Annotated in this window: 24 protein-coding genes; 9 read left to right on the plus strand and 15 right to left on the minus strand. The window is 67.5% G+C overall.

Annotation, left to right across the window (positions count from 1 at the left end; translation table 11 throughout):
* Window positions 1–265 precede the first annotated feature (265 nt).
* Window positions 266–1,237: a quinone oxidoreductase family protein gene (locus tag ACWGE0_RS26570; RefSeq protein WP_452263612.1), complete on the minus strand. Its 972-nt coding sequence runs from the start codon at window positions 1,235–1,237 to the stop codon at window positions 266–268.
* A 1-nt stretch (window position 1,238) separates the two neighbouring features.
* Window positions 1,239–2,039, minus strand: a complete 801-nt coding sequence (locus ACWGE0_RS26575; RefSeq protein WP_452263613.1) for an SDR family NAD(P)-dependent oxidoreductase — start codon at window positions 2,037–2,039, stop codon at window positions 1,239–1,241.
* Between the two features lie 155 nt (window positions 2,040–2,194).
* Between ACWGE0_RS26575 and ACWGE0_RS26580 the strand changes: the two genes are divergently transcribed.
* Both ACWGE0_RS26580 and ACWGE0_RS26585 read left to right on the plus strand, forming a co-directional pair.
* Window positions 2,195–2,947: an SDR family oxidoreductase gene (locus ACWGE0_RS26580; RefSeq protein ID WP_452263614.1), complete on the plus strand. Its 753-nt coding sequence runs from the start codon at window positions 2,195–2,197 to the stop codon at window positions 2,945–2,947.
* 10 nt (window positions 2,948–2,957) lie between these two features.
* Entirely contained in the window at window positions 2,958–3,410 is a 453-nt protein-coding gene (locus ACWGE0_RS26585; RefSeq protein WP_452263615.1) for a MaoC family dehydratase, read from the plus strand.
* A 14-nt stretch (window positions 3,411–3,424) separates the two neighbouring features.
* On the opposite strand, the gene ACWGE0_RS26590 is transcribed toward ACWGE0_RS26585, so the two are convergent.
* Complete coding sequence (locus ACWGE0_RS26590) at window positions 3,425–3,991, minus strand: TetR/AcrR family transcriptional regulator (protein WP_452263616.1); 567 nt, start codon at window positions 3,989–3,991, stop codon at window positions 3,425–3,427.
* A 38-nt stretch (window positions 3,992–4,029) separates the two neighbouring features.
* Here ACWGE0_RS26590 and ACWGE0_RS26595 point away from each other — a divergent pair, with 38 nt between their 5' ends.
* Window positions 4,030–5,085 (plus strand): DUF2855 family protein, encoded by a 1,056-nt coding sequence (locus ACWGE0_RS26595; RefSeq protein WP_452263617.1) that lies wholly within the window; start codon window positions 4,030–4,032, stop codon window positions 5,083–5,085.
* Here the strand turns inward: ACWGE0_RS26595 and ACWGE0_RS26600 are convergent.
* From ACWGE0_RS26600 to ACWGE0_RS26625, 6 genes are all read right to left on the minus strand, one after another.
* Window positions 5,075–5,617, minus strand: coding sequence for an exonuclease domain-containing protein (locus tag ACWGE0_RS26600; protein ID WP_452263618.1), 543 nt, complete (start codon window positions 5,615–5,617; stop codon window positions 5,075–5,077). The two genes, ACWGE0_RS26595 and ACWGE0_RS26600, sit on opposite strands and share 11 nt — an antisense overlap.
* Before the next feature lie 32 nt (window positions 5,618–5,649).
* Entirely contained in the window at window positions 5,650–6,045 is a 396-nt protein-coding gene (locus ACWGE0_RS26605) for a hypothetical protein (protein ID WP_452263619.1), read from the minus strand.
* Window positions 5,993–6,874, minus strand: coding sequence for a hypothetical protein (locus ACWGE0_RS26610; protein WP_452263620.1), 882 nt, complete (start codon window positions 6,872–6,874; stop codon window positions 5,993–5,995). The genes ACWGE0_RS26605 and ACWGE0_RS26610 overlap by 53 nt, the downstream gene beginning before the upstream one ends.
* Before the next feature lie 80 nt (window positions 6,875–6,954).
* Complete coding sequence (locus ACWGE0_RS26615; protein ID WP_452263621.1) at window positions 6,955–7,713, minus strand: SDR family NAD(P)-dependent oxidoreductase; 759 nt, start codon at window positions 7,711–7,713, stop codon at window positions 6,955–6,957.
* A gap of 14 nt (window positions 7,714–7,727) precedes the next feature.
* Window positions 7,728–8,924: an acetyl-CoA C-acetyltransferase gene (locus tag ACWGE0_RS26620; protein WP_452263622.1), complete on the minus strand. Its 1,197-nt coding sequence runs from the start codon at window positions 8,922–8,924 to the stop codon at window positions 7,728–7,730.
* A 10-nt stretch (window positions 8,925–8,934) separates the two neighbouring features.
* On the minus strand, window positions 8,935–10,080 hold the full coding sequence (locus tag ACWGE0_RS26625) for an acyl-CoA dehydrogenase family protein (RefSeq protein WP_452263623.1): 1,146 nt from the start codon (window positions 10,078–10,080) through the stop codon (window positions 8,935–8,937).
* A gap of 93 nt (window positions 10,081–10,173) precedes the next feature.
* Here ACWGE0_RS26625 and ACWGE0_RS26630 point away from each other — a divergent pair, with 93 nt between their 5' ends.
* On the plus strand, window positions 10,174–10,797 hold the full coding sequence (locus tag ACWGE0_RS26630) for a TetR/AcrR family transcriptional regulator (RefSeq protein WP_319966836.1): 624 nt from the start codon (window positions 10,174–10,176) through the stop codon (window positions 10,795–10,797).
* On the opposite strand, the gene ACWGE0_RS26635 is transcribed toward ACWGE0_RS26630, so the two are convergent.
* Together ACWGE0_RS26635 and ACWGE0_RS26640 are read right to left on the minus strand one after the other, a co-directional pair.
* Window positions 10,794–11,066, minus strand: a complete 273-nt coding sequence (locus ACWGE0_RS26635) for a GlsB/YeaQ/YmgE family stress response membrane protein (protein ID WP_452263624.1) — start codon at window positions 11,064–11,066, stop codon at window positions 10,794–10,796. The two genes, ACWGE0_RS26630 and ACWGE0_RS26635, sit on opposite strands and share 4 nt — an antisense overlap.
* A 115-nt stretch (window positions 11,067–11,181) precedes the next feature.
* Window positions 11,182–11,961: a sporulation protein gene (locus ACWGE0_RS26640; RefSeq protein ID WP_319981545.1), complete on the minus strand. Its 780-nt coding sequence runs from the start codon at window positions 11,959–11,961 to the stop codon at window positions 11,182–11,184.
* Between the two features lie 179 nt (window positions 11,962–12,140).
* Here ACWGE0_RS26640 and ACWGE0_RS26645 point away from each other — a divergent pair, with 179 nt between their 5' ends.
* The 4 genes from ACWGE0_RS26645 (at window position 12,141) to secA2 (ending at window position 19,329) form a co-directional block, all read left to right on the plus strand.
* Window positions 12,141–15,065, plus strand: coding sequence for a carboxyl transferase domain-containing protein (locus tag ACWGE0_RS26645; RefSeq protein ID WP_452263625.1), 2,925 nt, complete (start codon window positions 12,141–12,143; stop codon window positions 15,063–15,065).
* Window positions 15,066–15,119: 54 nt separating this feature from the next.
* The gene (locus ACWGE0_RS26650; RefSeq protein ID WP_452263626.1) at window positions 15,120–16,370 is read left to right on the plus strand and encodes an MFS transporter; all 1,251 of its coding nucleotides are present in this window, start codon (window positions 15,120–15,122) and stop codon (window positions 16,368–16,370) included.
* Between the two features lie 45 nt (window positions 16,371–16,415).
* Window positions 16,416–16,958: a DUF2716 domain-containing protein gene (locus ACWGE0_RS26655; RefSeq protein WP_452263627.1), complete on the plus strand. Its 543-nt coding sequence runs from the start codon at window positions 16,416–16,418 to the stop codon at window positions 16,956–16,958.
* An 85-nt stretch (window positions 16,959–17,043) separates the two neighbouring features.
* A complete protein-coding gene (gene secA2, locus ACWGE0_RS26660) occupies window positions 17,044–19,329 on the plus strand; it encodes an accessory Sec system translocase SecA2 (RefSeq protein ID WP_452263628.1) in 2,286 nt (761 codons plus the stop codon).
* A gap of 3 nt (window positions 19,330–19,332) precedes the next feature.
* Here the strand turns inward: secA2 and ACWGE0_RS26665 are convergent, their stop codons facing one another.
* Entirely contained in the window at window positions 19,333–19,602 is a 270-nt protein-coding gene (locus tag ACWGE0_RS26665) for a hypothetical protein (RefSeq protein ID WP_452263727.1), read from the minus strand.
* A 44-nt stretch (window positions 19,603–19,646) separates the two neighbouring features.
* Entirely contained in the window at window positions 19,647–20,759 is a 1,113-nt protein-coding gene (locus ACWGE0_RS26670) for an aromatic ring-hydroxylating oxygenase subunit alpha (RefSeq protein ID WP_452263629.1), read from the minus strand.
* Between the two features lie 149 nt (window positions 20,760–20,908).
* Between ACWGE0_RS26670 and ACWGE0_RS26675 the strand changes: the two genes are divergently transcribed.
* Entirely contained in the window at window positions 20,909–22,102 is a 1,194-nt protein-coding gene (locus ACWGE0_RS26675) for an RNA-guided endonuclease InsQ/TnpB family protein (RefSeq protein WP_452263630.1), read from the plus strand.
* 29 nt (window positions 22,103–22,131) lie between these two features.
* On the opposite strand, the gene solA is transcribed toward ACWGE0_RS26675, so the two are convergent.
* The gene (solA, locus tag ACWGE0_RS26680) at window positions 22,132–23,256 is read right to left on the minus strand and encodes an N-methyl-L-tryptophan oxidase (RefSeq protein WP_452263631.1); all 1,125 of its coding nucleotides are present in this window, start codon (window positions 23,254–23,256) and stop codon (window positions 22,132–22,134) included.
* 1 nt (window position 23,257) lies between these two features.
* Window positions 23,258–25,621 carry a GcvT family protein gene (locus ACWGE0_RS26685; RefSeq protein WP_452263632.1) on the minus strand — a complete coding sequence of 788 codons (2,364 nt, stop codon included), beginning with the start codon at window positions 25,619–25,621 and terminating at the stop codon, window positions 23,258–23,260.
* Window positions 25,622–25,714: the final 93 nt, after the last annotated feature.

A 25,714-nucleotide genomic window follows, 5' to 3' on the forward strand; every position in this document is an offset into this window, starting at 1 on the left:
CTGGGGTGAAAACTCGACACGTTTTTCTTCGAGTTGACACCCCTGCCTGGTTGTGGCTCGCTCTGGCCCGGCTCGTGACGGGACCACCCACCCGAACCGCACCACCCACGCAACGCAACTCCGCCCAACGCAACAGGCGTGCCATCAACCCGCGTGTGGCGTGGGACAGGTCCTTGATCAGATTGGCGGGGTCCGGGGCGGAGCCCCGAAATCCCTAAAACGCGACACGCCCAACGCAAGCCAACCACCTACGAGAGCCGCGAACTCACCGAGACGGGTCAAGCACCAACTTCCCAGCAGTCCGACGAGCCCGAAGATCCTCGTGAGCCTGCCGAACATCCCCCATCCCGTACTCCCCACCGGGTACAGCCTTCAACTTCCCATCCACCACAAGCTCGAACAACTCAGCCATGGCCCGATGCGCAATCGTCCCGTACTCCGCGTCCCGAACCCTCAGCGCGTGCGGCAGCCACATACCCGCAACGGTCGTGGAGTGCACCAGCAACGCTCCGAGGTCAACCGGCTTCGGCCTTTCCCGCGAGGCCATCCCATAAAACGCAAGCCGCCCAAACGGAGCCAACGCCACCAACGACTGATCAGTGGTAGCCCCTCCAGTCATGTCCAGCACCACGTCGACCCGACGCCCACCGTTGGCCTCGATCAACGCGGCGGTCATGTCCGAGGCACGCGAGTCGATCGCGACATCCGCCCCGAGATCCAACGCCAGCTTCCGCTTGTCATCAGAGGAAGCCGTGGCGATGACCCGCCCAGCCCCCCACAACTTGGCCAGCTGCACCGCAATCGTCCCCACACCACCGGCAGCGGCGTGCACCACAACGGACTCACCAGGCTCCTGGTGCGTGGACTTGCGCAGCAACAACCAGGCCGTAGCCCCCTGCACCACCAACGACAACGCAGTCAGGTCGTCAACGCCGTCCGGCACCTCGAACGTCGTCAACGCCGGCGCGACGGCCTTCTCCGCATACCCACCGGAGTTCTTGGTCAGCGCCACCACACGGCGACCGTCAGCAGTGGTGCCGACGACCTCGCCACCAGGCACCAACGGCAGCGTCATCTTCGCCAGGTAGGAGTTCTCGGCCTGGTGCGTGTCCGCGTAGTTGAGGCCCGAGCGCGAAACGTTGATCAGCACCTCACCCTCGCCCGCGACGGGGTCAGGCAGCTCCACCTGCTGGAGCACCTCGGGTCCACCGAACTCGGTGATCTGGATGGCACGCACGTCAGTTCTCCTTGAGCGCGATGGAAATGGGGTCCTTCTTGGCCGCGTCGATGCGCGAGCCGTCGGCCGCGCGCGGCCCGGGCGGGTTGCGGAAGCCGAACGGCTCCGAGGCGCGACCCGACTGCACGAACCACGCCTCGCCCGTGCCCGAACCCTCCACAATGGACATTAACGTGTCCACCACGGCGGACACCGGCAGGATCGGCATGCCGATGTCCTCCAGCGTCGACCGCAGCGGCGTGATGATGTTGGTGTCCGCGAACGCGGGGCACAGCGCGTTCACCCGGACATCCGAGTACGCCCCGGCCAACGACCGGACCAGGCCGACCACAGCGGCCTTGTTGGCGCCGTAGACGGGGTCGCCGGGCATCGGCATGAGGCCTGCCATCGAGGCCGTGGCGATGATCTGGCCGCCGGAGGCCTGCAACGCGGGCAGCGCGGCGTGCGCGCCGTAGACAACGCCGTCGAGGTTGATGGCCATCGCACGACGGTAGGTCTCCACGTCGAAGTCGTCGCCCAACGAGCACCCGGTGCCGATGCCGGCGTTCAGGAAGGCGATGTCCAGCCCGCCGAACTCGCGCACGGCCAGCGCGACCGCGTCGGCGGAGTCCGAAGGCTGGGTCACGTCGCAGCGCACGAACACGCCGCCGACCTCGTCGGCCACGACTTTGCCCTGGTCAGCATCCACGTCCGCAACGACGACACGCACGCCTAGCGAAGCCAGGCGCCGGGCGGACGCGGCACCGATGCCGTTCGATCCGCCGGTGATGAGCGCGACCTTGCCGGTGAGTTCCACGGGCACCTGCCTCCTTGCGGGTAACACCATCTGGGGCAACTTCTAGGCAACATTCCGACCAGTCGGTATGGTCGTCCGCGCAGCGCTGGACGTCAAGCGGACTGATAGGTACGTTACTAAGCGCTTGCTTAGCTCACCATCCCCCATCGAAGGAGGACCCCGTGGCCGACAGGGTTGCCATCGTCACCGGCGCGGCACGTGGCATCGGTGCCGCGGTCGCGCAGCGTCTCGCCGCGGACGGCCTGGCCGTCGCGTTGCTCGACCTCGACGAGCAGGGCGTGCTCGACGGCGCGGACAAGATCGTCGCGAGCGGTGGGCGCGCCATCGGCCTCAAGGTCGACGTCTCCGAAGAGGAGCAGGTCAACGCCGCGGTCGAGAAGGTCGCCGAGCAGCTCGGCGCGCCGACCGTGCTGATCAACAACGCCGGCGTGCTGCGCGACAACCTGCTGTTCAAGATGTCCGCCGCGGACTGGGACACGGTCATGAACGTGCACCTGCGCGGCGCGTTCCTGATGAGCAAGGCGGTGCAGGCGCACCAGACGAAGGAAGGCTTCGGCCGGATCGTCAACCTCAGCTCGACGAGTGCGCTCGGCAACCGCGGCCAGGCCAACTACTCCGCAGCCAAGGCCGGTCTGCAGGGCTTCACCAAGACCCTCGCGATCGAGCTCGGCAAGTTCGGCGTCACGGTCAACGCGATCGCGCCCGGCTTTATCGCCACCGAGATGACCAAGGCGACCGCCGAGCGCATGAAGATCCCGTTCGAGGACTTCCTCACCGGTGCGGCGCAGGCGATCCCGGTCGCGCGCGTCGGCCAGCCCGAGGACATCGCGCACACCGCGTCGTTCCTCGTCAGCGAGGGTGCCGGGTTCGTGTCCGGCCAGGTCGTCTACGTCGCCGGCGGACCGAAGGACTGAGGACCACCCCATGCGCGCTTTCGAGAACATCGACGAGCTGGTCGCCGCCAAGGGCGAGCACCTCGGGTTCGGCGAGTGGCACGAGGTCACGCAGGAGCAGGTCAACCTGTTCGCCGACGCGACGCTGGACCACCAGTGGATCCACATCGACGTCGAGAAGGCGAAGAAGGGCCCGTTCGGCTGTCCGGTGGCGCACGGCTACCTGACGTTGTCGCTGGTGCCGTTCCTGGTGCGGGACATCTACACCGTCAAGAACATCAAGATGGGCGTGAACTACGGCAGCAACAAGGTCCGCTTTCCGCAGCCGGTGCTCGTCGGCGCGAGGGTGCGCGCGGGCGTCGAGCTGCTGGACATCTCGGACATCTCGCTGGGCAAGCAGCTGGTGACCAAGGTCGTCGTCGAGATCGAGGGCAACGACAAGCCCGCGTGCGTCGCCGAGATCGTCAGCGTGATCGTTCCCTAGCAGGCCCTGGTGGATCAGGCTTCGAGGCTGTGGATCAGCAGGTCCGCGTAGTGCTCCGCCAGCCGCCCGGCCGGGATCTCCCCGTCCGGGCGGTACCACGTGCCCAGCTGGTGCAACGACCCGAAGAAGTAGTACGTGGCCACGTCGGCCGGCACGTCGGCGCGGAAGGTCCCGTCCTGCTGCCCCTCCTCGACCAGGCCGCGGAACATCTCGTGGTAGCGCCGCCGTTCCGCCCGCACCTCCCGCTGCTTCTCGGCCGAGAGGTGGTTCATCGAGCGGAAGAACACCTTGGCTGCGTCGAAGTCGTCGATGCTCGTGACGATCACGTCGATCGCGGCCTCGCGCAGCCGCGTGGTGACCGGCCCGTCGGCCGAGGCGATCTTCTCCAGGTGTTCGGTCTGCAAGCGCAGCAACCGCCCGTAGATCTCGTGCAGCAGGTCGTCCTTCGACCCGAAGTAGTGGTACATCGCGCCTTTGGTGACACCGGCGCGCTCCACGATCTCCTGCACGGCGACCCGCTCGTACCCCTTGTCCGCGAACAGGCGGGTGGCGGCGTCGATCAGTCTTTCAGGCACGGTCACGACCGGAGCGTACCTCCCGACCAAGGAGAATCCAGGCAATGATCAGTCGCTGGACCGTAGTCGTCGACCGCGACGACCTCACCAAAACCGAAGTGCTGCACGACGAACTGCCCGGCTTGCCGGAGCTGGACGACTGCGAGGTGCTGCTCCGCGTGCACCGCGTCGGCCTCACCGCCAACAACGTCACCTACGGCGTGATCGGCGACGTCATCGGCTACTGGCGCTTCTTCCCCACCACCGCCGAGGGCCGCGGTGTGATCCCGCTGTGGGGCTTCGCCGACGTGGTCGAGTCCACAGTGGACGCGCTGCCCGCCGGCACCCGCGTCTACGGTTATCTCCCGATGTCCAGCCACCTGGTGGTGCGCCCGAAGCTGACCTCGTCCGGCTTCGTCGACGCGGCCGAGCACCGCACCGAGCTGCCGGCCGTCTACAACAGCTACCTGGTCACCACCAGCGACCCCGCGTACGACCCGCAGCTCGAAGACCTGCAGGTGCTGTACCGGCCGCTGTTCATGACGTCGTTCCTGCTGGCCGACCAACTGGCGGACAACGACTTCTACGGCGCCAGGACCGTCGTGATCTCCTCCGCCTCCAGCAAGACCGCCTTCGGCACCGCGCAGTGCCTGCGGGGCAAGGGCGTGCGGCTGGTCGGCCTGACCTCGCCGCGCAACGTGGAATTCACGAAGAGCCTGGGCCTCTACGACACCGTGCTCCCTTACGACGCCGCCGTGGACGTCGAACCGAGCGTGTACCTGGACTTCAGCGGCTCCGCGGACGTGCGCTCGGCCCTGCACGACCGCCTCGGCGAGGCGCTGGTGAAGGACATCTCGATCGGCCTCACCCACCAGGCGCCCTCGCAGGACTCGCGCTCGCAGTTCTTCTTCGCACCCGACCAGCTCCGCAAGCGCACCGCCGACTGGGGCTCCGACGGGCTCGCTCAGCGCTTCGGCGAGGCGTGGCGCGGCTTCACCGCCCAGGCGGGCGACTGGGTCGGCATCGCCAGGCACAGCGGCCCGGACGAGCTGATCGGCGTGTGGCAGGCCGTGCTGCAGGGCACGGCCAACCCGGACACCGCCGACGTGATCACTTTCTGATCAGGTCGGCGAACAGGCCCGCGATGTTGTAGGCGTCGTCGTGGCCGCGGTGGTGCGTGCCGTCGATCTTCTTCCCGGCGAGCCGCACCGCCTCGGCCATGCCGACCTCACGCGGCAACGCGTGCACCAGCGCGAACAACGTCTTGACGTTGACGTGCCGCGGCCCGAACGGATAGCCCACGCCGAGGTCCTTGCACTGCCGCTCGAACATCTTGCGGTCGTAGTCGCCGTAGGAGGCCCACACCCGGCGGTCCGACCGGAACTCCTTGCGCAGCACCGCGCACGCCTCGGCGAACGAGACACCGCCGGCCACATCGGCCGCCGTCAACGTGGTCAGCTGAGTGCAGAACGGACTAACGGACGACCGCGTGGGCCGCACCAGAACACTGCGCCGCTCACCCCGGGCTCCGGAGCTCACCTCGACCGGGCAGATCCCGATCTCGATGATCTCCGACACCTCACCGGGCGGCGGCGATCCTTCCCAGCACGTCGACTCCACGTCGACGACCAGCACGTGGTCCAACGAAATCACGTGCTGATCGTCCCGGACGTGTAAAGCGAGAATCAGGCCGCCGGCACCACGTGACAGTCCCAGCTCGCCGGTTTGCCGAGGAGCCCGCACAAGGCGCCGGCGTCAGCGGTGGGCAACGGGCCGATCCACAGGAACACCTCGAAGGCCTTGTTGGTCGAGTGACTGTCCATCGCTGTCTTGCACACCTGGTCACGTAGCCCCATGTGCACCGGGTGAACCGGCAGGCCCGCGGTCCGGGTGGCCAGCGAGGCCAAGCGACTCGTCTCGAAGTTCAGCAGCCACGGCCCGTGCGCTCGGGCGTCCTCAGCCGTCAACGAACTCAGGAACACGACCGACGTGCCGGCCACGCAGGAGGACAACATCGACGCCGTGAATTCAGGACCGGCCGCAGTCGGCGGTGCGCTGGTGGACGTACTGGGTTCGGGCATCGCGGCCTGCACGTCGGAGCAACGGCAGATCGGAGCGGAGCCCGTACTGGTGCAGAACAAAGGGATCCACCGGTCGCTCGAGGTCCGGACGCGTGAACTCCACGCCCACCGGGACGCTCAACACACGATCCGACCATGGCTGGTCGGGAACGGTCAGCGTGACCGGGACGTCACAGGACCTGCCACCAGGGCTGAGCACGAAGTTCGGCTCGGGCACGCTCACCAGCACGGCACCCGGTGAGACCTTCAGTTCACCACGCAGTTCGGTGTTGCCCTTGTTCTGCAGACGCACCACTGCGTCGTAGGCGCGTGCGGACGAGACCCGCTCGCTCGTCACGACCAGCGCGCCCACCACCGCGGGCCGGGCGCCGATGAGGATCTCCTGGACGTTGCTCGACCACCAGATGCCTTCACCCTTGTGGGACGCGACGAGGGTGAGCGACGCGGGACCGGCCATCGGCGCGGTCGCGGAACAACTCACCGCGAGCCACAACGACACAGGACGCCCTCCGCGCACCTCCACCGGGCCGGTGTCGGCGTCGTAGTCGTCCGAGACGAGCCGCCAGGTGAGACCGAGAGCGCCTTCGAGGTCGAACACGAGACGCTTGGGTTGTTCCGAACGGCTGGAAACGGTCACGTGCACCAAGGCGTCGCCACCGGGACCGAGTTCGATCGGCCTCTGCTCGTGCCGCAGGACCATTCGGACGTCGTCATTCTGCGCGGCATGGAAAACGACGTCGCCGTGGACGACGCCGTACTGCACCACGTTCCCGCCGACGTCGCCTTCAACGGTGTTGACGAGCTCAGGTCCGGGTTCCCTCGACACCATGCGTTCGTCCTCCGTTCCGCCCACGGGTGGCGTTCCACCCGTGGTGTCGCAACGGAGGACGAAGCTGTTTCCAGGCGAGGTCAGACGATGATCGCGCCACCGTCGACGACGAGCGTCTCGCCGGTCACGTACCCACCGGCGGGCGAGGCCAGGAAGACGACGGCCGCGGCCAGCTCCTCCGGATCGCCGATGCGGCCGGCCGGCAGGGCTGCCTGCATCTTCTCCAGGTAGCCGGGCGGGTACTGGTCGGTCATCTCCGACTCGAAGAACCCGGGGCAGATGGCGTTGACGCGGATGCCCTTGCGCCCGGTCCACTGCTGTGCCAGGTCCCGCGTCAGGCCGAGCAGACCGGCCTTCGACGCCGAGTACGCGGCCTGCGGGATGCCACCGGTGACCAGCCCCAGCACGCTGGAGATGTTGATGATCGACCCGCCGGACTTCATGACCGCGGCAGCGGCCTGAGCCATCCAGTACGCGCCGTTGAGGTTCACGTCCATGACGCCGAGGAACTCCTCGGGCGTCTCCCGCGACGCCGGCACCGCCGACGCCACACCGGCGTTGTTGACCAGCACCGAGACGACACCGAACTCGGCAGCGGCACGCGCCACCTCACGGCAGTCGTCTGGCTGCGAGACATCGGCCTGCACGACCAGCGCACGACGTCCGGCGGCCTCGACCAGCGCGGCCGTCTCCTTCAGCTTGTCCGCACGACGAGCGGCCAGCACGACGTCCGCGCCCGCTTCCGCGAGACCCTTCGCGAACGCCACACCGAGACCGGAAGAAGCGCCGGTGACGATCGCGACCTTCCCGTCGAGCCTGAACTTGTCGAGGATGCCCACTTCGCCAGAACCCTTCAGCTCAGTCGTTCCAGGATGATCGCCATGCCCTGACCGCCGCCGACGCACATCGTCTCGAGGCCGAACTGCGCGTCGCGGGCCTGCATGCCGTTGATCAACGTCGTCATGATCCGCGCACCGGTCGAGCCGAACGGGTGGCCCAGAGCGATCGCACCACCGTGCACGTTGACCCGGTCGATGTCGATGCCCAGCGCACGCTGGCTGCCGAGCACCTGGACCGCGAACGCCTCGTTGATCTCCACCAGGTCGATGTCTGAAATGGACAGACCGGCGTGACCCAGTGCCTGACGTGTCGCGTCCACGGGCCCAAGACCCATGATCTCCGGCGACAGCCCGGAAACACCGGTGGACACGATCCGCGCCAACGGAGTCAGTCCGAGCTCACGCGCCCGCACGTCGCTCATGATCACGACAGCCGCAGCGCCGTCGTTCAGCGGGCAGCAGTTGCCGGCCGTGATCGTGCCCTCGGGCCGGAACGACGGCTTCAGCGCGGAAACAGCCTCGTAGGTGACGCCGGCGCGGGGACCGTCATCGGTCGACACAACGGTTCCGTCCGGCAGCACCACCGGCGTGATCTCGCGGGCGAAGAACCCGTCCGCGATCGCCTTCTCCGCGAGGTTCTGCGACCGCACGCCGAACTCGTCCTGGTCGTGCCGCGAGATGCCCATCTGCGTGGCGACGTTCTCGGCGGTCTGGCCCATCGCGATGTAGTAGTCCGGCAGCTTGCCGTCCAGCCGCGGGTCGGTCCACGGCACGTTGGACGCGGCCGTGTCCTGAGTCCGTTGCTGGGCCTCGTCGAACAACGGGTTGAACGACGGCGCACCGGAGTGCATGTAGCGGGAAACGCACTCGACGCCGGCCGAGATGAACCCGTGCCCCTCCCCCGCCTTGATGGCGTGGAAAGCCATCCGCGCGGTCTGGACAGAAGACGCGCAGAACCGGTTCACGGTCGTGCCGGGCAGGTTGTCGTAACCCAGCTGCACGGCGACACGGCGCGCGATGTTCTGGCCGTGCTCGTCCTGCGGCTCGGCGCACCCGAGGTGCAGGTCGGTGATCTCGGACGCCGGAACGTCCTTCAGCGCGGCGGAGATCACCTGCGCGGCCAGGTCGTCCGGCCGCAGCGACACCAGGGAACCCTTGCGAGCGCGGCCGATCGGCGACCGGGCGGTGGAAACGACGACTGCTTCAGCCATTCCGATCTCCTTACAGGCCCAGGTCGCGGCCGATGAGTTCCTTCATGATCTCGTTGGAGCCGGCCCAGATCTTGGTGACTCGGGCGTCCATCCACGCGCGGGCGACGCGGTACTCGGTCATGTAGCCGTAGCCGCCGTGCAGCTGCACGCAGGCGTCGATGACCTCGTTCTCGATGTCGGCGCTCCAGTACTTCGCCTGCGCCGCCTCGACCGCGGTCAGCTCGCCGTTGACGTGCTGCATGGTCAGGGTGTCGATGAACGCCTGCGAGACGTCCAGCTTGGTGCGCAGTTCGGCGAGCAGGAACTTGTTGTGCTGGAACTTGCCGATCGCCTGGCCGAAGGCCTTGCGCTCCTTGACGTACTCCAGCGTCTCGTCGAAGACGCCCTGCGCGTGCGCCAGGTTCGAGATGGCGCCGCCGATCCGCTCCTGCGGCAGGCGTTCCATCATGTAGATGAAGCCCTGGCCCTCCTCGCCGATCATGTGCTCGGCGGAGAGCCGAACGTCGGAGAAGAACAGCTCCGCGGTGTCGGACGGGTGCTGACCGACCTTGTCGAGCTTGCGGCCGCGCTCGAAGCCGGGCATGCCGGTCTCGACGGCGAACAGCGTGATGCCGCGGGCGCCCTTCGACGGGTCGGTGCGCGCCGCCACGACGATCATGTCGGCGGTGTAGCCGTTGGTGATGAACGTCTTGGAGCCGTTGAGGATCCAGTCGTCACCGTCCCGCACGGCGTTGGTCTTCAGCGCCGCGAGGTCGGAGCCGCCGGAGGGCTCGGTCATCGCGATGCCGGTCTTGATCTCACCGGTGCACATGCCGGGCAGCCAGCGCTGCTTCTGCTCCTCGGTGCACAGGTCGACGAGGTAGGGCGCCACGACGTCGCCGTGGATGCCGAGGCTCGACGCCACCGCGGCATTGACCCGGCACAGCTCTTCGGCGAACACCGTGTTGAACCGGTAGTCGTTCGCGCCGCTGCCGCCGTACTCCTCGGGGATCTCGAGGCCCAGCAGGCCCTGACGACCGGCCTCCAGCCAGACGTCGCGGTCGATCACCCGCTCCTCGATGAACTTCTCGACGTTCGGCGTGATCGTGCGCTCGACGAACGCTTTCGCCGACTCCCGGAACGCGGCGTGATCCTCGTTGAACAGCGTCCGCTGCACGACTTACCTCCATACTAAGCGGTTGCTTAGCGCTAAGCGCCCGCTTAGCGTGCAGTACGATCCATCACCTGTCAACACGCGAGGAGCGGCACCATGACGACGACCGGACTGGACGAGTTCGCGCTGCTCGACGAGATGTGGCGCACCGTCACCCCGGACGCCGCCCGCCGCATGCTCATCGCCGCCGTGCACGCGTTCGCAGGCAAGGGATACCACGCGACGACGACGCGGGACATCGCCTCTCTGGCCGGAATGTCACCCGCGGCCGTGTACATCCACTACCGGTCCAAAGAGGAGCTCCTCTTCAACATTTCGCTGGTCGGTCACCAGACCTCGCTCACGCTGTTGTCCGGTATCGAGGGCAGCGACGCGACGGACCGGCTGAGGAACGCGGTGGCGGGGTTCGCGGGATGGCACGCGGAGTTCCACACGACGGCGCGGGTGGTGCAGTACGAGCTCGGCGCGCTCTCGGCGGAACACCACGCGGAGGTGGCGGAGCTGCGCCGGCAGATCGAGCAGCGGATGCGGTCCTACATCGCGGACGGCGTCGCGGAGGGCGTGTTCGACGTGCCGGACCTGAAGGGCGCGACCCTCGCGGTGCTGTCGCTGTGCATCGACGTCGCGCGCTGGTACCGGCCCGACGGGAAGCGCACCCCGGACGAGATCGGCGCGTTGTACGCCGACCTCGTCCTGAGGATGGTGCGACCCGCCGGCTAACGGACTGACTTGCGGCCGTACACACCCGCCACGACCGAAACACCGATCGCCGCGACGATGATCTGCACGATCACCTCGATCCAGTCGATGCCCGGCGTGTCCTGCACGCCGAGCAGCCGGGCGATCCACGACCCGACGAACGCGGCCGCGATGCCGACCAGCAAGGTCAGCCAGATCGGGATGGCCTGCTTGCCAGGTGCGAACAGCTTGCCGAGCAAGCCCAGGATCAGACCGATGATGAGTGCGCCGAGAATGCTCTCGATGGTCACGGACGCCTCCTCCCGCTACACCCCGATGCGCTCGGGGATCTCACCGAAAATCATCCCGTCACTCGGCAAGATCCGCAGCTCGAGATCGCCAAGCGGTACGCCCGTGTGCCGATGACTACCAGCGGCTGCCGGAGACCTGGCTCATCCACTGGTTGATCGTCGCGGTCCAGTCCGTGCCGACGGCCTGCTGGTGCGACACGGCGAACCGGCCGTAGGCGTCACCACCCGCGCGCAGCAGACCCGCGCGCTTGTCGGCCTCGAGGATCACGTGCAGCTCGCCCGGCGTCGTGACGAAGGTCAGCTCGACCTGCTTGACGCGGCCGGCGAACTGCGGCGGCGGGTAGAACTCGATCTCCTGGTAGAACGGCAGCTGCTGCGGCACGCCGTGGATGCGGCCGCGCTCGTTGTCCGCCTTGGTGAAGCGGAAGCCCATGTGCCCGAACGCCTGGAGCACGGCGTCCTGCGACTGCAGCGGGTGCACCCAGATCGGGTCGAGGTCACCGGGGTCGACGGCGCCGCGGACTTCGAGCTCGGTGCGCAGGCCGAGCTGCATGCCGTGCAGCTGCTGGCCGCCCACGACGTTGATCGGGCACTCGAACGGCACCGGGATCTGGAACGGCAGCGAGAGGTTCTGGTGCGGCTGCACGACGATCCGCTGGCCCACGGAGAACTTGTGGAACTCCATGTTGGTGTTGTACTCGTTGTCGCCGCTCTCGACCTCGACGCGGGTGAGCAGCGCCAGCGTGACGTGGTCGATCTCGGCGGGGTGGTCGCCACCGGCGATGCGCACCTCACCGGACAGCACCTCGCCCGGCCTGACGTTCGGGTTCGTCAGCACCGTGTCGACAGTCGGCCCGCCCACGCCGAACGCGCGCATCATCCTCTTGAACACCACTGCGGCCTCCTGAAGCCCTTGCATGTTTGCGGGGAGTCTGCCAACTGGATCGCCCGTTTGCGGCGAAGTGTTCCGTTGACGCCTCAGTACCCCGATCGGTTCCGTATGGACTTCCGTTCACTTCAGATGGCAACATGCGACCGCCGTCACATACTAAGCGGTCGCTCAGGAGGTTCGCCGTGCTGCTCGTCGCCAACCGGGGTGAGGTGGCTGTCCGCGTCCTGCGCGCTGCAGCTGACCTGGGAATTCGCACCGTGGCGGTGTACGCGGAGGACGACGCTTCCGCCCTGCACGTGACGCTCGCGGACCGTGCGGTCGCCCTGCGCGGGGACTCTCCCTACCTGGACATCCCGCAGCTCCTGGACGCCGCAGAGGGGTGCCAGGCCGTGCATCCGGGGTGGGGATTCCTGTCCGAGAACGCCTCGTTCGCGCGGGCGTGTTCGGAGCGCGGGCTGGCGTTCGTCGGGCCTTCCGCTGACGTTCTGGAACTGCTCGGTGACAAGCGGCGAGCACGGGAGTTGGCGGCGTCGCTGGGGATCCCGGTGCTGGACGCACGGCCGGGCGAGTTCCCGGTGATGGTGAAGGCGGTGTCCGGTGGTGGCGGCAAGGGCATGCGGGCGGTGTACGCGCCAGAGGACCTCGACAGCGCCGTCGAGGCGTGCCGGGCGGAGGCGCTGGCGGCGTTCGGGGTCGGCGACGTCTACTTCGAACGGTTGATGCCCTCCGCCCGGCACATCGAGGTGCAGCTGGTCGGGACCTCGGTGATCGGCGACCGCGACTGCTCGCTGCAGCTGCGGCACCAGAAGGTCGTGGAGATCGCACCCGCGCCTTTGCTGGACCCGTTGCTGCGCAAGGCTCTGCACGAGGCAGCCGCCACCATCGCCACCGCCGTCGGCTACACCGGCGTCGGCACGGTCGAGTTCCTGGTGTCCGGCGACTCGTTCGCGTTCCTGGAGGTCAACCCGCGGCTCCAGGTCGAACACACCGTGACGGAGATGGTGTCCGGTGTGGACCTCGTGCGCACTCAGCTGTTGTTGGCTTGGGGTGGCGACGTCGACTACACGCCCGTTGACCGCGGTGCGGCCGTGCAGGTGCGCCTGAACCAAACCTCCGGCGGCACGCTGTCGGCCTTCGCGCTGCCTTCGGGGCCTGGCGTTCGCGTCGACACGCACGGGTACGTCGGCTATCGGGTCGGGACGCGGTACGACGGGTTGCTCGCGAAGCTCGTGGTGCACGGCGAGGACCTGGACGTGGCGCTGAACCGGGCGCGACGGGCGTTGGGCGAGTTCCGGGTCGAGGGCGTCTCGACGAACCTGGAGTTCCTGCGGACGTTGCTGACGCGGGACATCGTGGGTGCGACGACCGATTTCGTGGTCGACGAGCCCTCCGAGGGCATGCGGGCGCCGCTGGCGGGCACGGTGGTCGCGGTGTCCGCGGACTCCGTGGTGCTGGAAGCGATGAAGATGCAGCACGTCGTCCGGGTGTCCGGCGAGGTGGTGGTGTCCGTCGGCGACACGGTCGCCGAGGGGCAGGTGCTCGCTTCCGGAGTTGGCGAGTCCACTGAGGACGCTGTTCAGGTAGATCTAGAACACGTACGGCCGGACCTGGCGGAAGTGCTGGCGCGGCACGACTTCTCCCGTCCGGAGTCCGCCGCGAAACGGCACGCTGCCGGTGGCCGGACCGCGCGGGAGAACATCGCGGATCTGTGCTCCGAGTTCGTCGAGTACGGCGGGCTGGCGATCGCCGCCCAGCGTCAGCGCCGGTCTCTCGAGGAGCTGATCGAACGCACGCCCGCCGACGGCATGGTGGCCGGCATCGGTGTCGTGAACGGCCAACGGATCGTGGCGATGTCCTACGACTACGCCGTGCTCGCCGGCACGCAGGGACTGCGCAACCACCAGAAGAAGGACAGGTTGTTCGCCCTGGCACAGCAGGAGAACCTGCCGGTGGTGCTGTTCGCCGAGGGTGGCGGCGGACGCCCAGGCGACACCGACCACAGCATGGTCAGCGGCCTCGACTGCGGCTCGTTCCACGCGTTCGCGCAGCTCAGCGGCCAGGTGCCGCTGGTGGGCGTCGTCGCGGGACGCTGCTTCGCGGGCAACGCGGTGCTGCTCGGCACGTGCGACGTAATCATCGCCGTCGAGGGCGCGAACATCGGCATGGGCGGCCCGGCGATGATCGAGGGCGGCGGACTGGGCGTGTTCCGGCCAGAGGACATAGGCCCGCTGGACGTGCAGGTACCCAACGGCGTCGCGGACATCGCGGTGGCGACAGAAGAAGAAGCCGTCGCGGTCGCCAAGAAGTACCTCGCCTACTTCCAGGGGCCTTCGGAGGAGTGGTCGTGCACCGACCAACGCCTCCTCCGCCACGCCGTCCCCGAAAATCGCCTCCGCGCCTACGACATCCGAGCCCTCATCACCACCCTGGCCGACACCGACAGCGTCCTCGAACTCCGCAGCGGCTTCGGCAAGGCCATCGTCACCGCCCTCATCCGCGTCGAAGGCCGCCCCATCGCCCTGATCGCCAACGACCCCACCGTCCTGGGCGGCGCGATCGACGCCGACGCCGCCGACAAGTGCGCCCGCTTCCTCCAGCTCGCGGACGCGTTCGACATCCCGATCGTCTCCCTCGCCGACACCCCGGGCTTCATGGTCGGCCCCGACGCCGAACGCACCGCCACCGTCCGCCACCTGACCCGCATGGTCGTGACGGGCGCGAACATCACCGTCCCCTTCGGACTCGTCGTGCTGCGCAAGGCGTACGGCCTCGGCGCCCAGGCGATGGCGGCGGGCAGCCTCAAGGTTCCGCAGTTCGCCATCTCCTGGCCCACCGGCGAGTTCGGCCCGATGGGTCTCGAAGGCGCCGTCAAGCTCGGGTTCAAGCGAGAGCTCGACGCCATCGACGACCCGGAGGAACGCAAGCAGCGCTACGACCAGATGGTCGCGATGGCTTACGAGCACGGCAAAGCGCTGAACGTCGCCTCGGTCTTCGAGATCGACGACGTGATCGACCCGGCCGACACGCGGCGGTGGATCGCCACCGCGCTGGCCCCTGCAACTTCCCGCCCCCAAGGGAAGAAACGCCCGTTCATCGACACGTGGTGAGGAGAATCCGTGGTCAGCGTCGCCCCTACGGAGCAGAAGACCTTACGCAGGCTCATGGCAGCCGGACTCGTTGGTTCGAGTCTTGAGTGGTACGACTTCTTCATCTACGCGACAGCCGCGGCACTGGTGTTCCCCAAGCTGTTCTTCCCCGAGGCAACGCCGATCGTGGCGCTGCTTCTGTCGTTCAGCACGTTCTGGGCGGGCTTCATCGCACGCCCGATCGGCGGACTGGTCTTCGGTCACGTCGGCGACAAGGTCGGCCGCAAGCCGGCCCTTGTCATCTGCCTCGGGCTGATGGCGGCGGCGACGTTCCTCATCGGCCTGCTGCCCACCACGGCGTCCCTCGGCGTCGGCGCGCCCCTGTTGCTGGTGCTGCTGCGCTTCCTGCAGGGCATCGCGGTCGGCGGGCAGTGGGGCGGTGTCGTCCTGCTGCTGACCGAGTCCGCGGGCCCGAAGAAGCGCGGCTTCGCGGGCACGTTCGGCCAGGCCGGTGTGCCGATCGGCGTGCTGCTGGGCAACGTCGCGTTCATCAGCGCCACCACCTCTCTCTCGCCGGAGGCGTTCGCGGCGTGGGGCTGGCGCATCCCGTTCCTGGCGAGCGCGCTCCTCTTCCCCGTGGTGCTGTTCATCCAACTGAAGGTCGAGGACAGCCCCGTCTTCCGTGAGTTGAAGGAACGCCGTGCGTCAGGACCCGCCGTGGCGCAAGCACCGCTGAAGGAGGCCCTGCGCACGCACCGCAAGCCGATCCTGCTCGGCGCGGGCCTGATGTTCGCCTCCAACGCGATCTTCTACGTGTCGATCGCGGGCGTGCTGTCCTACGCGACCACCACGCTCGGTCTGTCCCGCGAGTCGGTGCTGGTGGTCAGCCTGCTGTCGTCGCTCGTGAGCATCCCGGTGATCCTCTACGCCGGGCACCTGTCCGACCGCCTGGGCCGCCGTCCGCTGATCATCGCGGGCACCATCGGTCTGATCGTGTGGGCGTTCCCGTACTTCCTGCTCGTGGACACAGGCTCGCTGCTGTTGCTGTTCGTCGCGTCCACGGTCGGAGGCATCGCGTCCTCTCTTGTGTACGGACCCATCGCCGCCTACCTGGGTGAGCTGTTCGAGCCGCACGTGCGGTACTCGGGCGCCTCTCTCGCGTACCAGCTGGCGTCGATCCTGGTCAGCGGTGGCACGCCGTTCGTGATGACGGCGCTGCTGGGCGCGACCGGGACGTCGATGTCGGTGTCGGCGTTCCTGCTGGTCATGGGCCTGTGCACGCTCGTGTCGGTGATCAAGCTGCCGGAGACGCACAAACCCGTCTAGCCCCAGTACCGGTTGGTGCCACGCGTCGTGGCACCAACCGGGCCGATGGCTAGTGTGCTGACCGTGCCGGAGTACGCATGGGTGGAGTTGGACGATGACCTAGGGCGTGAACTGTGGCGGGACTTCGTCGGCGAGTTCGGGTTCAGCCGCACCAGCTCGCCGGCGATCAACGAACCCGTCCCCTCAGTCGTGTGGGCGCTGCCGCCCTGCGGAACGCCCGGCGCCCCGTTTCCCGAAGCTGCTCGTCCGGTGGCTCAGCTGGTGTGTGACGTGCTGCGGGAGTGCGTCGAGTACTGGGACTCGGTGTTTCATCACGACGCTGTCCATCCGTCCTCGCAGTACCGGCCGCACCGGGTGACGAATGTCGACGACCTGGACGAGTGGGAGTACTCCCACTATCCCAACGGCGACTACATGATCTTCGTGTCGAAGGACCACGCGTTCGGCGTCCTCGGCGATCACTTCGAGAAGACCATCTGCTTCTTCGGCGCACCGGCGGTCACCGCGGCCATCGCGCTCAACGACGGCGTGCTGACGAGCCTGATCCGCCGCGACGGGAAGCCGACCGCTGAGCTGGGACTTTCGTGACCGATGCCGCGTCCAACCGGACATTTCCGGCTTCACAGTCAAGACCTCTGCGGAACCCTGAGGCGATGCCGTACGTTGCTGCGTCGTGACCACTCTCATGGCGCGCTTCAAGCAGCGGATGCGCAGGTTCGCGCAGAAACCGGGCTCAGTCGACCTCGCCCCGTTCCAGGCACTGCTCAAGGACGTGGAGAAACACGCTGACGCGTTCAAAGCGTTCAGCGACGAGGAGCTGACGGCACACGCCACGAAGCTGCGCGAGGAGAGCGACGACACCGAGCTCGTGGCCCTCACGCGTGAGGCCGCCGAGCGCGCCATCGGGCAACGTCCGTTCGACGTGCAGGTGCTGGGTGCGCTGGGCATGCTCAGCGGGCTCGTCGTCGAGATGGCCACCGGTGAGGGCAAGACGCTCGCGGGCGCCATGGCCGCGGCCGGGTTCGCGATCAAGGGCAAGCGCGTCCACGTGGTCAGCGTCAACGACTACCTCGCCCAGCGCGACGCGGAGTGGATGGGCCCGCTGTACCGGCTGCTCGGCGTCACGGTCGGCTGGATCAACGGCAGCTCGAAGGCCGAGGAGCGCCGCGAGGCCTACCAGTGCGAGGTCACGTACGCGCCGGTCAGCGAGATCGGCTTCGACGTCCTGCGCGACCGGATCGCCACCCGGCCCGAGGACCTGATCGTGCCCGAGCAGCAGGTCGCGCTGATCGACGAGGCCGACTCGGTGCTCGTCGACGAGGCCCGCGTGCCGCTCGTGCTCGCCGGTTCGACCAGCGCCGAGGCCGCCGACCCCGTCATCGCGGACCTGGTGAAGCGGCTCCGGCAGAACCTGCACTACGAGATCGACGACGAAGAGCGCAACGTCTTCCTCACCGGCGCCGGCTCCGAGGCCGTCGAGCGCGCGCTCGGCGAGATCGACCTCTACTCGCAGGAGCACGTCACCTCCACGCTGTCGAAGGTGAACGTCGCCTTGCACGCGCAGGTGCTGCTGCACCGCGACGTCGACTACATCGTGCGCGACGGCAAGGTGCATCTGATCAACGACTCCCGCGGCCGCATCGCGAAGCTGCAGCGGTGGCCGGACGGCCTGCAGGCCGCGGTCGAGGCCAAGGAGAACGTCCAGACGACCGAGTCGGGCGAGATCCTCGACTCGATGACGGTCCAGGCGCTGCTCGGGCGGTACCCGACGCGCTGCGGCATGACCGGTACCGCGGTCGCCGTCGCGGAGACCCTGCGCGAGTTCTACGAGCTCGAGGTGCTCGTGATCCCGCCGAACAAGGAGAACATCCGCGAGGACGAGCACTTCCGCCTCTACGCGACGCTGGAGCAGAAGGAAGACGCGATCGTCGAGGAGATCAAGACCGCCCACGAGTCCGGTCGGCCGATCCTCGTCGGCACGCTGGACGTCGCGGAGTCCGAGCGGATCTCCTCCAAGCTGCGCGACGCCGGGCTCGAGTGCGTGGTCCTGAACGCGAAGAACGACGCCGAGGAAGCGTCGATCATCGCCGACGCGGGCTCGTACCAGCGGATCACCGTCTCCACCCAGATGGCCGGTCGCGGTACGGACATCCGTCTCGGCGGCCACGAGGGCGAGGACCACGACCGGATCGCCGAGCTGGGCGGCCTGTACGTGATCGGCACCGGGCGGCACTCGTCGTCGCGCCTGGACGACCAGCTGCGCGGCCGTGCCGGACGTCAGGGCGACCCCGGCGGCTCGGTGTTCTTCTCGTCGATGCAGGACGAGCTGATCACCCAGTACGCGCCGGACGCCGAGGATCCGTCCGATGTGGACTCCGACGGCCGCGTCAACGACAAGGGCCTGATCCACACCTTCGAGCACGCGCAGCGCGTGGCCGAGGGCGTGAACCTGGAGATCCACCGCAACACCTGGCGCTACAACAAGCTGATCGAGCACCAGCGGCAGCTGCTGCTCAAGCACCGCGACGTGGTGCTGCGCACGGACGCGGCGTTCGAGAAGCTCGGTGAGAAGGAAGGCGCGTCGGACGAGGTGGCCGCCGAGGCCGCGCGCAAGATCACGCTCTTCTACCTCGACGACCTGTGGACGCACCACCTGACGTTCCTGTCAGACCTGCGTGAGGGCATCCACCTGCGCGCGCTCGCGCGGCAGAACCCGCTGGACGAGTTCCACCGCGAGGCGATTCCCGCGTTCAACAAGATTGTGCCGGAGTCGTGGGAACAGGCGGGTGACTCCTACGAAGCCGCCAAGATCACGGATGACGGCTTCGACCTCACCGACGCCGGGGTGAAGCGTCCGAGTTCGACCTGGACGTACCTGGTGCACGACAACCCGTTCGGCTCCGGGCTGGAGGAGACCATGAAGGGTCTCGTCAAGATGGTGCGCGGCCAGCGCCGCTGACAGTCACATCTTCCCTGGGACGATGAGATCGTCCGCAGGTCTGGCGGGCCGGGGCAACGCCTCGGCCCGTCTTCCTGTTCTGGACGTGCCCGTGGTCATCTCCTCGGAGAGAGTCCTGATCTCCGCGAGGATGTCCAGGTGCTCCTGCGACGGCGGCGGTCCCACGAAGTTGGACCGGTTGTGCGCCGTCCGTTCCGCGCGCTCGGCTAGTTGCCGGATGCGGCGGAGGAGGTCGTGCTCCCCGTCCGGGAGCAAGAAGTCCGTCTGCTCCATCACCCGTGCAAGCTTTCGCCGTACACGGGTGACCAGTCGATCCCCTAGTCGGCTGATTCCAGTTTCTGGACGAGCCAGTCGTGGAAACCGCCGATGTGATGCTCTGAGGGCACCAGCACCCCGCCGCGCGCGTAGGCGCGTGAGGCCATCGCCGGCTGGCAACGCTCGCATGCTTCGAAGTCCTGCTCGTTCACCCGGTGGAACAGCTCGACCGAGCGAGAGACGTCACGCCCGGTGTTGACCACTTCCTTGGCGTAGAGCCAATCGCACTCGACGACGGTCCGGTCGACCGCCACCGGGTACATGCGGTGCAGGATCACGTGGTCCGGCACGAGGTTGATGAACACCTGCGGTTTGATGGTGATGGCGTAATACTTCCGGTCGCGTTCCTCTTCCAACGACGCAAGTTTTTCGAAGCCCTCGCTGCCGTCGACGGTGAAGCCCTTGATCTCGTCACCGAACTCCGCGCCGTGCCCGACGTAGTACTGCGCCGCGTAGCCGTCGGCGAACTCGGGCAGCACCTCGGTGAGCTCGGGGTGGATCGTCGCGCAGTGGTAGCACTCCATGAAGTTCTCGATGATGAGCTTCCAGTTGGCTTTGACGTCGTAGACGATTCGTTTGCCCACGGACAACTGGTCGATCTCGTAGCCGTCGATGCCCTCGAGCGTGCCGAGACGTTCGGTCACGGCGCTCAAGACGTCGTCCTCGAAGCTCGGCGGGTCCTCGGCGAGGTTCACCCAGGCGTACCCGAGCCACTCGCGCAAATGCACCTTCGTCAGTCCATACGCAACGCGGTCGACGTCTGGCATTGAGGTGAGATTGGGTGCGGCGATCAGGTTGCCGTCCAACGCGTACGTCCAGGCGTGGTAAGGGCACTGGAACGCGCGTTTGACGCTGCCGGCCTCGTCGACGCAGATCCGCGCGCCGCGGTGCCGGCAGACGTTGAGGAACGCGTTGAGGCCGCCTTTGCGGTCTCGGGCGATGAGCACGCTTTCGCGGCCGACCTGCACGGTGCGGAAGTCGCCGGGGCTGGCGAGGTCACCCGACTTGACCGCGCAGAACCACATCTTCTCGAAGATGTTCGCCTGCTCCCGCTCGAAGATCGCGGGATCGGTGTAGTAGCGGCCCTCAAGGGTGGAGATCAGGCTGCCGGTCATCTGAAGCCCTCCGAGGAGACCCCGTCCTTCAGGGCGGGGAAGATTCGGACCCTGGCGGAGCAGGGCAGGAAAACCGTCTCGCCGTCACGGCGACACGACGTCCACAACCCACCCCGTGGGGCACACAGCGATTTGGTAGTTTGTGAACGGTGAACGGGCAGGTGAAGCGGGCATTCAAGTACCGCTTCTATCCGACTGAGGCGCAGGCGGCGGAGCTGGCGCGCACGTTCGGGTGTGTCCGCAAGGTGTACAACCTGGCGTTGCAGGCACGCACGGAGGCGTGGACGCAGCGCGGGGAACGGGTCGGCTACGAGGCCACATCGGCGATGCTGACCCTGTGGAAACGCACCGAGGAACTCGCATTCCTCAGCGACGTATCCGCTGTGCCACTGCAGCAGACGTTGCGGCATCTGCAGACTGGGTTCACGAACTTCTTCGCCAAGCGTGCGCGGTATCCGCGGTTCAAGTCGCGGAAGAAGTCGCGTGCCTGCGCCGAGTACACGCGCTCGGCGTTCCGGTGGCGTGACGGAACGTTGACGCTGGCGAAGATGGCCGAACCGTTGGACGTCCGCTGGTCGCGGCCGCCGCCCGAGGGCGCGGTGCCCTCGACGGTGACCGTGTCGCGCGACGCGACCGGACGCTGGTTCGTGTCGCTGCTGTGCGAAGACGCCAGCGTGACGCCGTTGCCCGCCACCCATGCGGTGGTGGGCATCGATGTAGGCCTCGATCATCTGCTGACCCTGTCGACCGGGGAGAAGATCAGCAACCCCCGCCATGAGCGCCGGGATCGGATGGCGATGGCGAGGGCTCAGCGGGCGTTGTGCCGCAAGCAGAAGGGCAGCAGCAATCGGGCCAAGGCACGTGTCAGGGTGGCTCGTGTGCACGCCCGGATCACCGATCAGCGTGCCGACTCCCTGCACAAGATCACTACTCGACTCGTGCGCGACAACCAAACGCTCGTGATCGAGGACCTCACGGTGTCGAACATGATCGGCAACCGTCGCTTGGCTCGCGGGATCGGCGATGCGGGCTGGCGACAGTTTCGGCAGTTCCTGGAGTACAAAGCGGACTGGTACGGACGGGACGTGATCACCGTTGATCGCTGGTTCCCGTCGTCCAAGCTGTGCTCGGTCTGCGGCGCGCTCGCGACAGCGATGCCGCTCCACATGCGCACCTGGACCTGCCCCTGCGGCACGACCCATGACCGGGACGTGAACGCGGCACGCAACATCCTGGCCGCCGGGCTGGCGGTGACAGTCTGTGGAGCCGATGTAAGACCTCAACGGAACACTCCGGGCGGGCGGTCGGCGACGAAGCAGAAAACCCCGCGGCGCGAGCCGTAGGAATTCCCCTCGCTCATGAGGGGAAGAAGTCAAGCTCCGCCTCTCAAGCGAGCAGGGTCGAAGAGTCCGATCGGGTGCCGCGTGGCCCCGTCGATCGTGAGGCCGGCCAGGATCTCGCCGACGACGGGCACGAACTTGAAGCCGTGCCCGGAGAAGCCGCACGCCACAGTCACGTTGTCGTGTTCGGGGTGTTTCGCGATGACGAAGTGCCCGTCCGCGGTGTTGGTGAACATGCAGGTAGCAGCTCGTTGCAAGGTGCCGGCGATGCCCGGCATCTTCGGTCGCATGAAGTCTTCGATCGCCTGGACCTCGTGGACCCCGACCGTGCGGTCGATGGTCTCCGGCGTGCAGATGTCGCCATTGCCGAAGATCGCGACCTTCACGGCACCGTCCAGCTCGGGGAAGCCGTAGAAGGTGCGGTCGCGTTCCCAGATGTAGACCGGATGGTCCCGGAAGTTCTCCGCCGGGGTGAAGAAGAACTGGACCTGACGTTCGATCTCAAACGGGATTCGCAGGTCCCGCAACAGTTCCGGCGCCCACGGTCCGGGACACACCACGACGCGCTCGGCCTCGTAGGTCGCTCGCGCCGTGGTGACCCTGCCGCCCTCCCAGTGGGTCACCGGCTCCTCGAAGTGCAGCTCGGCGCCGGCCCTGGTGGCCAGGTCGAGGTGAGCCCTCACGGACGCTTCCGGCACGACGAGACCCGCGCCGTCCTCGTAGAGCGCGACTTCGCCGGGGGCCGGGCGCATCGTCGGGAAGCGTTCGCGGATCTGTCGCGCGTTCAGCATTTCGTGTTTGAGGCCGTACCGTTCGGCGCTCTCGCGGCTGCCGGCGATGGTGCGGCTGTCCGGCGTACCGACCAGCACTCCGCCGACGCGGTGGAAGATCTGTTGCCCGCTGTCGCGCTCGATCTGGTCCCACATCTCGTGGGCGCGCAGCAGCAACGGCACGTATGCGGGGTCCTCGAAGTAGGCCTGGCGGGTGATGCGCGACCCGCCGTGGCTCGACCCGTTCGCGTGCGCGGGCGTGAACTTCTCCAGCCCCAGCACCCTCTTGCCGCGCTGGGCGAGCCGGTACGCGGCGGCACTGCCCATGCCGCCGAGCCCGATGACGATGACGTCGTAGGCCGTCCCAGAAGATGTCCCAGAAGACATGTCAGCCTCTGAGTCTCTTCATCTCGGGGTCGAACAACGGCTCCTGCGCCGGGCGAGCCTTCACCTTCCGGCCGAAGTACTCGATCTCCACGTCGCCGACGTCGGCGGGCAGCCACGCGTAGGCGATGTTGAGCCCGGTCGTGTAGCCGTACGCCGCGCTCGTGACGTATCCGACCGGTTCTCCTTGGTGGAACACGGGTTCGCTGCCCATCACGACCTGCTGCGGGTCGTCGATCGTGAGGCAGGTGAGCTTCTTGGTGGACGTACGGCTCTCCAGCGCTGCCTTGCCGACGAACTCCTTGTCCTTGCGCACCGCGAACCCGAGCCCCGCCTCGAACGGGTCGTGCTCGGTCGTCACGTCCGTGCCCCACGACCGGTAGCCCTTCTCCAGCCGCAAGCTGTTGAACGCACCGCGCCCGGCCGCGATGACACCGTGCTTCTGACCGGCCTCCCACAGCGTGTCCCACAGCTTGGGGCCCATGTCCGCGGTGGTGTAGAGCTCCCAGCCGAGTTCGCCCACATAGGACAGTCGCAACGCGGTCACCGGAACGTTCTTGATGAACGCCTTCTGCGCGGTGAAGTAACCCTTCTGCGTGTCCAGCGTGTGCGAGATCTCGTTGAGCAGGTCGCGTGCTTTCGGTCCCCACAAACCGATGCAGCACGTGCCTGCCGTGATGTCCTTGACGTGGACGTCATCCGGCGCGTGCTTGAGCAGCCATTCCAGGTCCAGGTTGCCGTTCGCACCGACCTGGAAGGTGGTCGCGTCGAGGCGCGCGATCGTGAGGTCGCTCCTCACCCCGCCCTGCTCGTCCAGCAGCAGCGTGTAGACCACCGCGCCCGGCTTGCGGTTCAGGTTGTTGGTCGTCATGCGCTGCAGGAACTCCAGCGCACCCGGCCCGCTGACCTCCAGCCGCTTCAACGGTGTCATGTCGAACAGCGCGACCCTCTTGCGCGTCACCAACGCCTCGGCGCCGCAGATCGGTGACCAGTACCGGCTCGCCCACTCGCCCCGTTCCGGCACCTCGGCGACCTCGGGCAGGCTCGCGTTGGCCTCGTACCAGTGCGGCCGCTCCCACCCGGACGCCTCCAGGAAGAACGCGCCGAGCTCCTGCTGCCTGCCGTAGAACGGACTCGTCCGGATCGGCCGCGGACTCTCCATGGGCTGCAACGGATGCAGCAGGTCGTAGACCTCGACGAAGTTCTGGCAACTGCGTTCCAGCACGTAGTCCGGCGCCAGTTGCACCTGCTCGAACCGGTTGAGGTCGCTGGAGTGCAGGTCCAGTTCCGGCTGCCCGTCGACGATCCACTCGGCCATCGCCTTCGCGACACCGGCGGAGTGCGTGATCCACACCGCCTCGGCGACCCAGAAGCCGTGCAGCCGTGGATGTTCGCCCAGCAACGGCATCCCGTCACTGGTGAACGAGAACAGCCCGTTGAACCCGCGATCCACCCCAGCTTCCGCCAGCGCGGGGATCAGCTCGACGGCCGACTCCCACGACTCCTCGAAGTCCTCCTTGGTGAACGGCAGCTCCGACCCGGTGATGCCCCTGGCCGCGATCGGCATGGGCCGATGCCCGTACGCCCCGATGCCCAGCGCCTGGCCGTGCGAGCGGAAGTACAGGTCCGCCTCCTGATGCCGCAGAATCGGTTGCCGCGCAAGCGCTTCCGCACTGACGTTGACGTCACCGGAGAACACGTACTGGTGGGCCATCGGCACGAGCGGGATGCTCAGCCCGACCATCTCCCCCAGCACCGGCCCCCACATCCCGGCACACGACACCACGATGTCGGCCGGGAAGGTGTCCGTCTCGGTGCGCACGCCGGTGACCCGGTCCCCCGCCGTCTCCACCGCGACGACCTTCTGCCCGAACACGAACCGCGCCCCGCGCTCACCAGCCCGCTTCGCCTGAACTTCCGCCGCGACAACGGGTTTCGCGAGGCCGTCGCCCGGAATCAGGAAGCCGCCGAGGATCTGTTCCCGATCCAGCAACGGATGCAGCTCCGCCACCTCGTCCGGTCCGACGAGCCGGCTCTCCACACCCCACGCCGTGGCCCAGCCGTGGCGACGCGTCAGGTCCGCGAGGCGTTCGGGGCTGGTGGCGATCTCCAGGCCACCGATCTGGTCGAAGCAGCCGAGCGCCGTGTACTTCTCGACCGTGTAGCGGGCGAACGAGGTCATGCTGCGGCAGGAGTTCGTCTGGAACACCAGGCCCGGCGCGTGGCTGCTCGACCCGCCGACCGCGAGCCCCTGCGCCTGGTCCAGCACTGTGACGTCGGTGAAGCCGCGCCCGGTGAGCTCGTCGGCCAGCGCGCAACCGACGATCCCCGCCCCCACCAGCACCACGCGAGGCACTTCTCCAGGCATCTGGACACCCTTCGCCGCAGTTGCGCGCAACAGAACTCGTTCCGCTATCTGCAACAAGCTGCGGCCAGTGCGACCCGGTGTCAATACCGCGTT

The sequence above is a fragment of the Lentzea sp. NPDC054927 genome, assembly GCF_053610285.1.

What these genes read in the sequence shown, in the direction of transcription:
- ACWGE0_RS26585 (WP_452263615.1), top strand. Translation starts at nt 2,958, where the DNA reads ATGCGCGCTTTCGAGAACATCGACGAGCTGGTCGCCGCCAAGGGCGAG.
- ACWGE0_RS26595 (WP_452263617.1), top strand. Translation starts at nt 4,030, where the DNA reads ATGATCAGTCGCTGGACCGTAGTCGTCGACCGCGACGACCTCACCAAA.
- ACWGE0_RS26605 (WP_452263619.1), bottom strand. Translation starts at nt 6,045, where the DNA reads ATGCCCGAACCCAGTACGTCCACCAGCGCACCGCCGACTGCGGCCGGT.
- ACWGE0_RS26610 (WP_452263620.1), bottom strand. Translation starts at nt 6,874, where the DNA reads ATGGTGTCGAGGGAACCCGGACCTGAGCTCGTCAACACCGTTGAAGGC.
- ACWGE0_RS26620 (WP_452263622.1), bottom strand. Translation starts at nt 8,924, where the DNA reads ATGGCTGAAGCAGTCGTCGTTTCCACCGCCCGGTCGCCGATCGGCCGC.
- ACWGE0_RS26630 (WP_319966836.1), top strand. Translation starts at nt 10,174, where the DNA reads ATGACGACGACCGGACTGGACGAGTTCGCGCTGCTCGACGAGATGTGG.
- ACWGE0_RS26650 (WP_452263626.1), top strand. Translation starts at nt 15,120, where the DNA reads ATGGCAGCCGGACTCGTTGGTTCGAGTCTTGAGTGGTACGACTTCTTC.
- ACWGE0_RS26655 (WP_452263627.1), top strand. Translation starts at nt 16,416, where the DNA reads ATGGCTAGTGTGCTGACCGTGCCGGAGTACGCATGGGTGGAGTTGGAC.
- ACWGE0_RS26665 (WP_452263727.1), bottom strand. Translation starts at nt 19,602, where the DNA reads ATGGAGCAGACGGACTTCTTGCTCCCGGACGGGGAGCACGACCTCCTC.
- ACWGE0_RS26670 (WP_452263629.1), bottom strand. Translation starts at nt 20,759, where the DNA reads ATGACCGGCAGCCTGATCTCCACCCTTGAGGGCCGCTACTACACCGAT.
- solA (WP_452263631.1), bottom strand. Translation starts at nt 23,256, where the DNA reads ATGTCTTCTGGGACATCTTCTGGGACGGCCTACGACGTCATCGTCATC.
- ACWGE0_RS26685 (WP_452263632.1), bottom strand. Translation starts at nt 25,621, where the DNA reads ATGCCTGGAGAAGTGCCTCGCGTGGTGCTGGTGGGGGCGGGGATCGTC.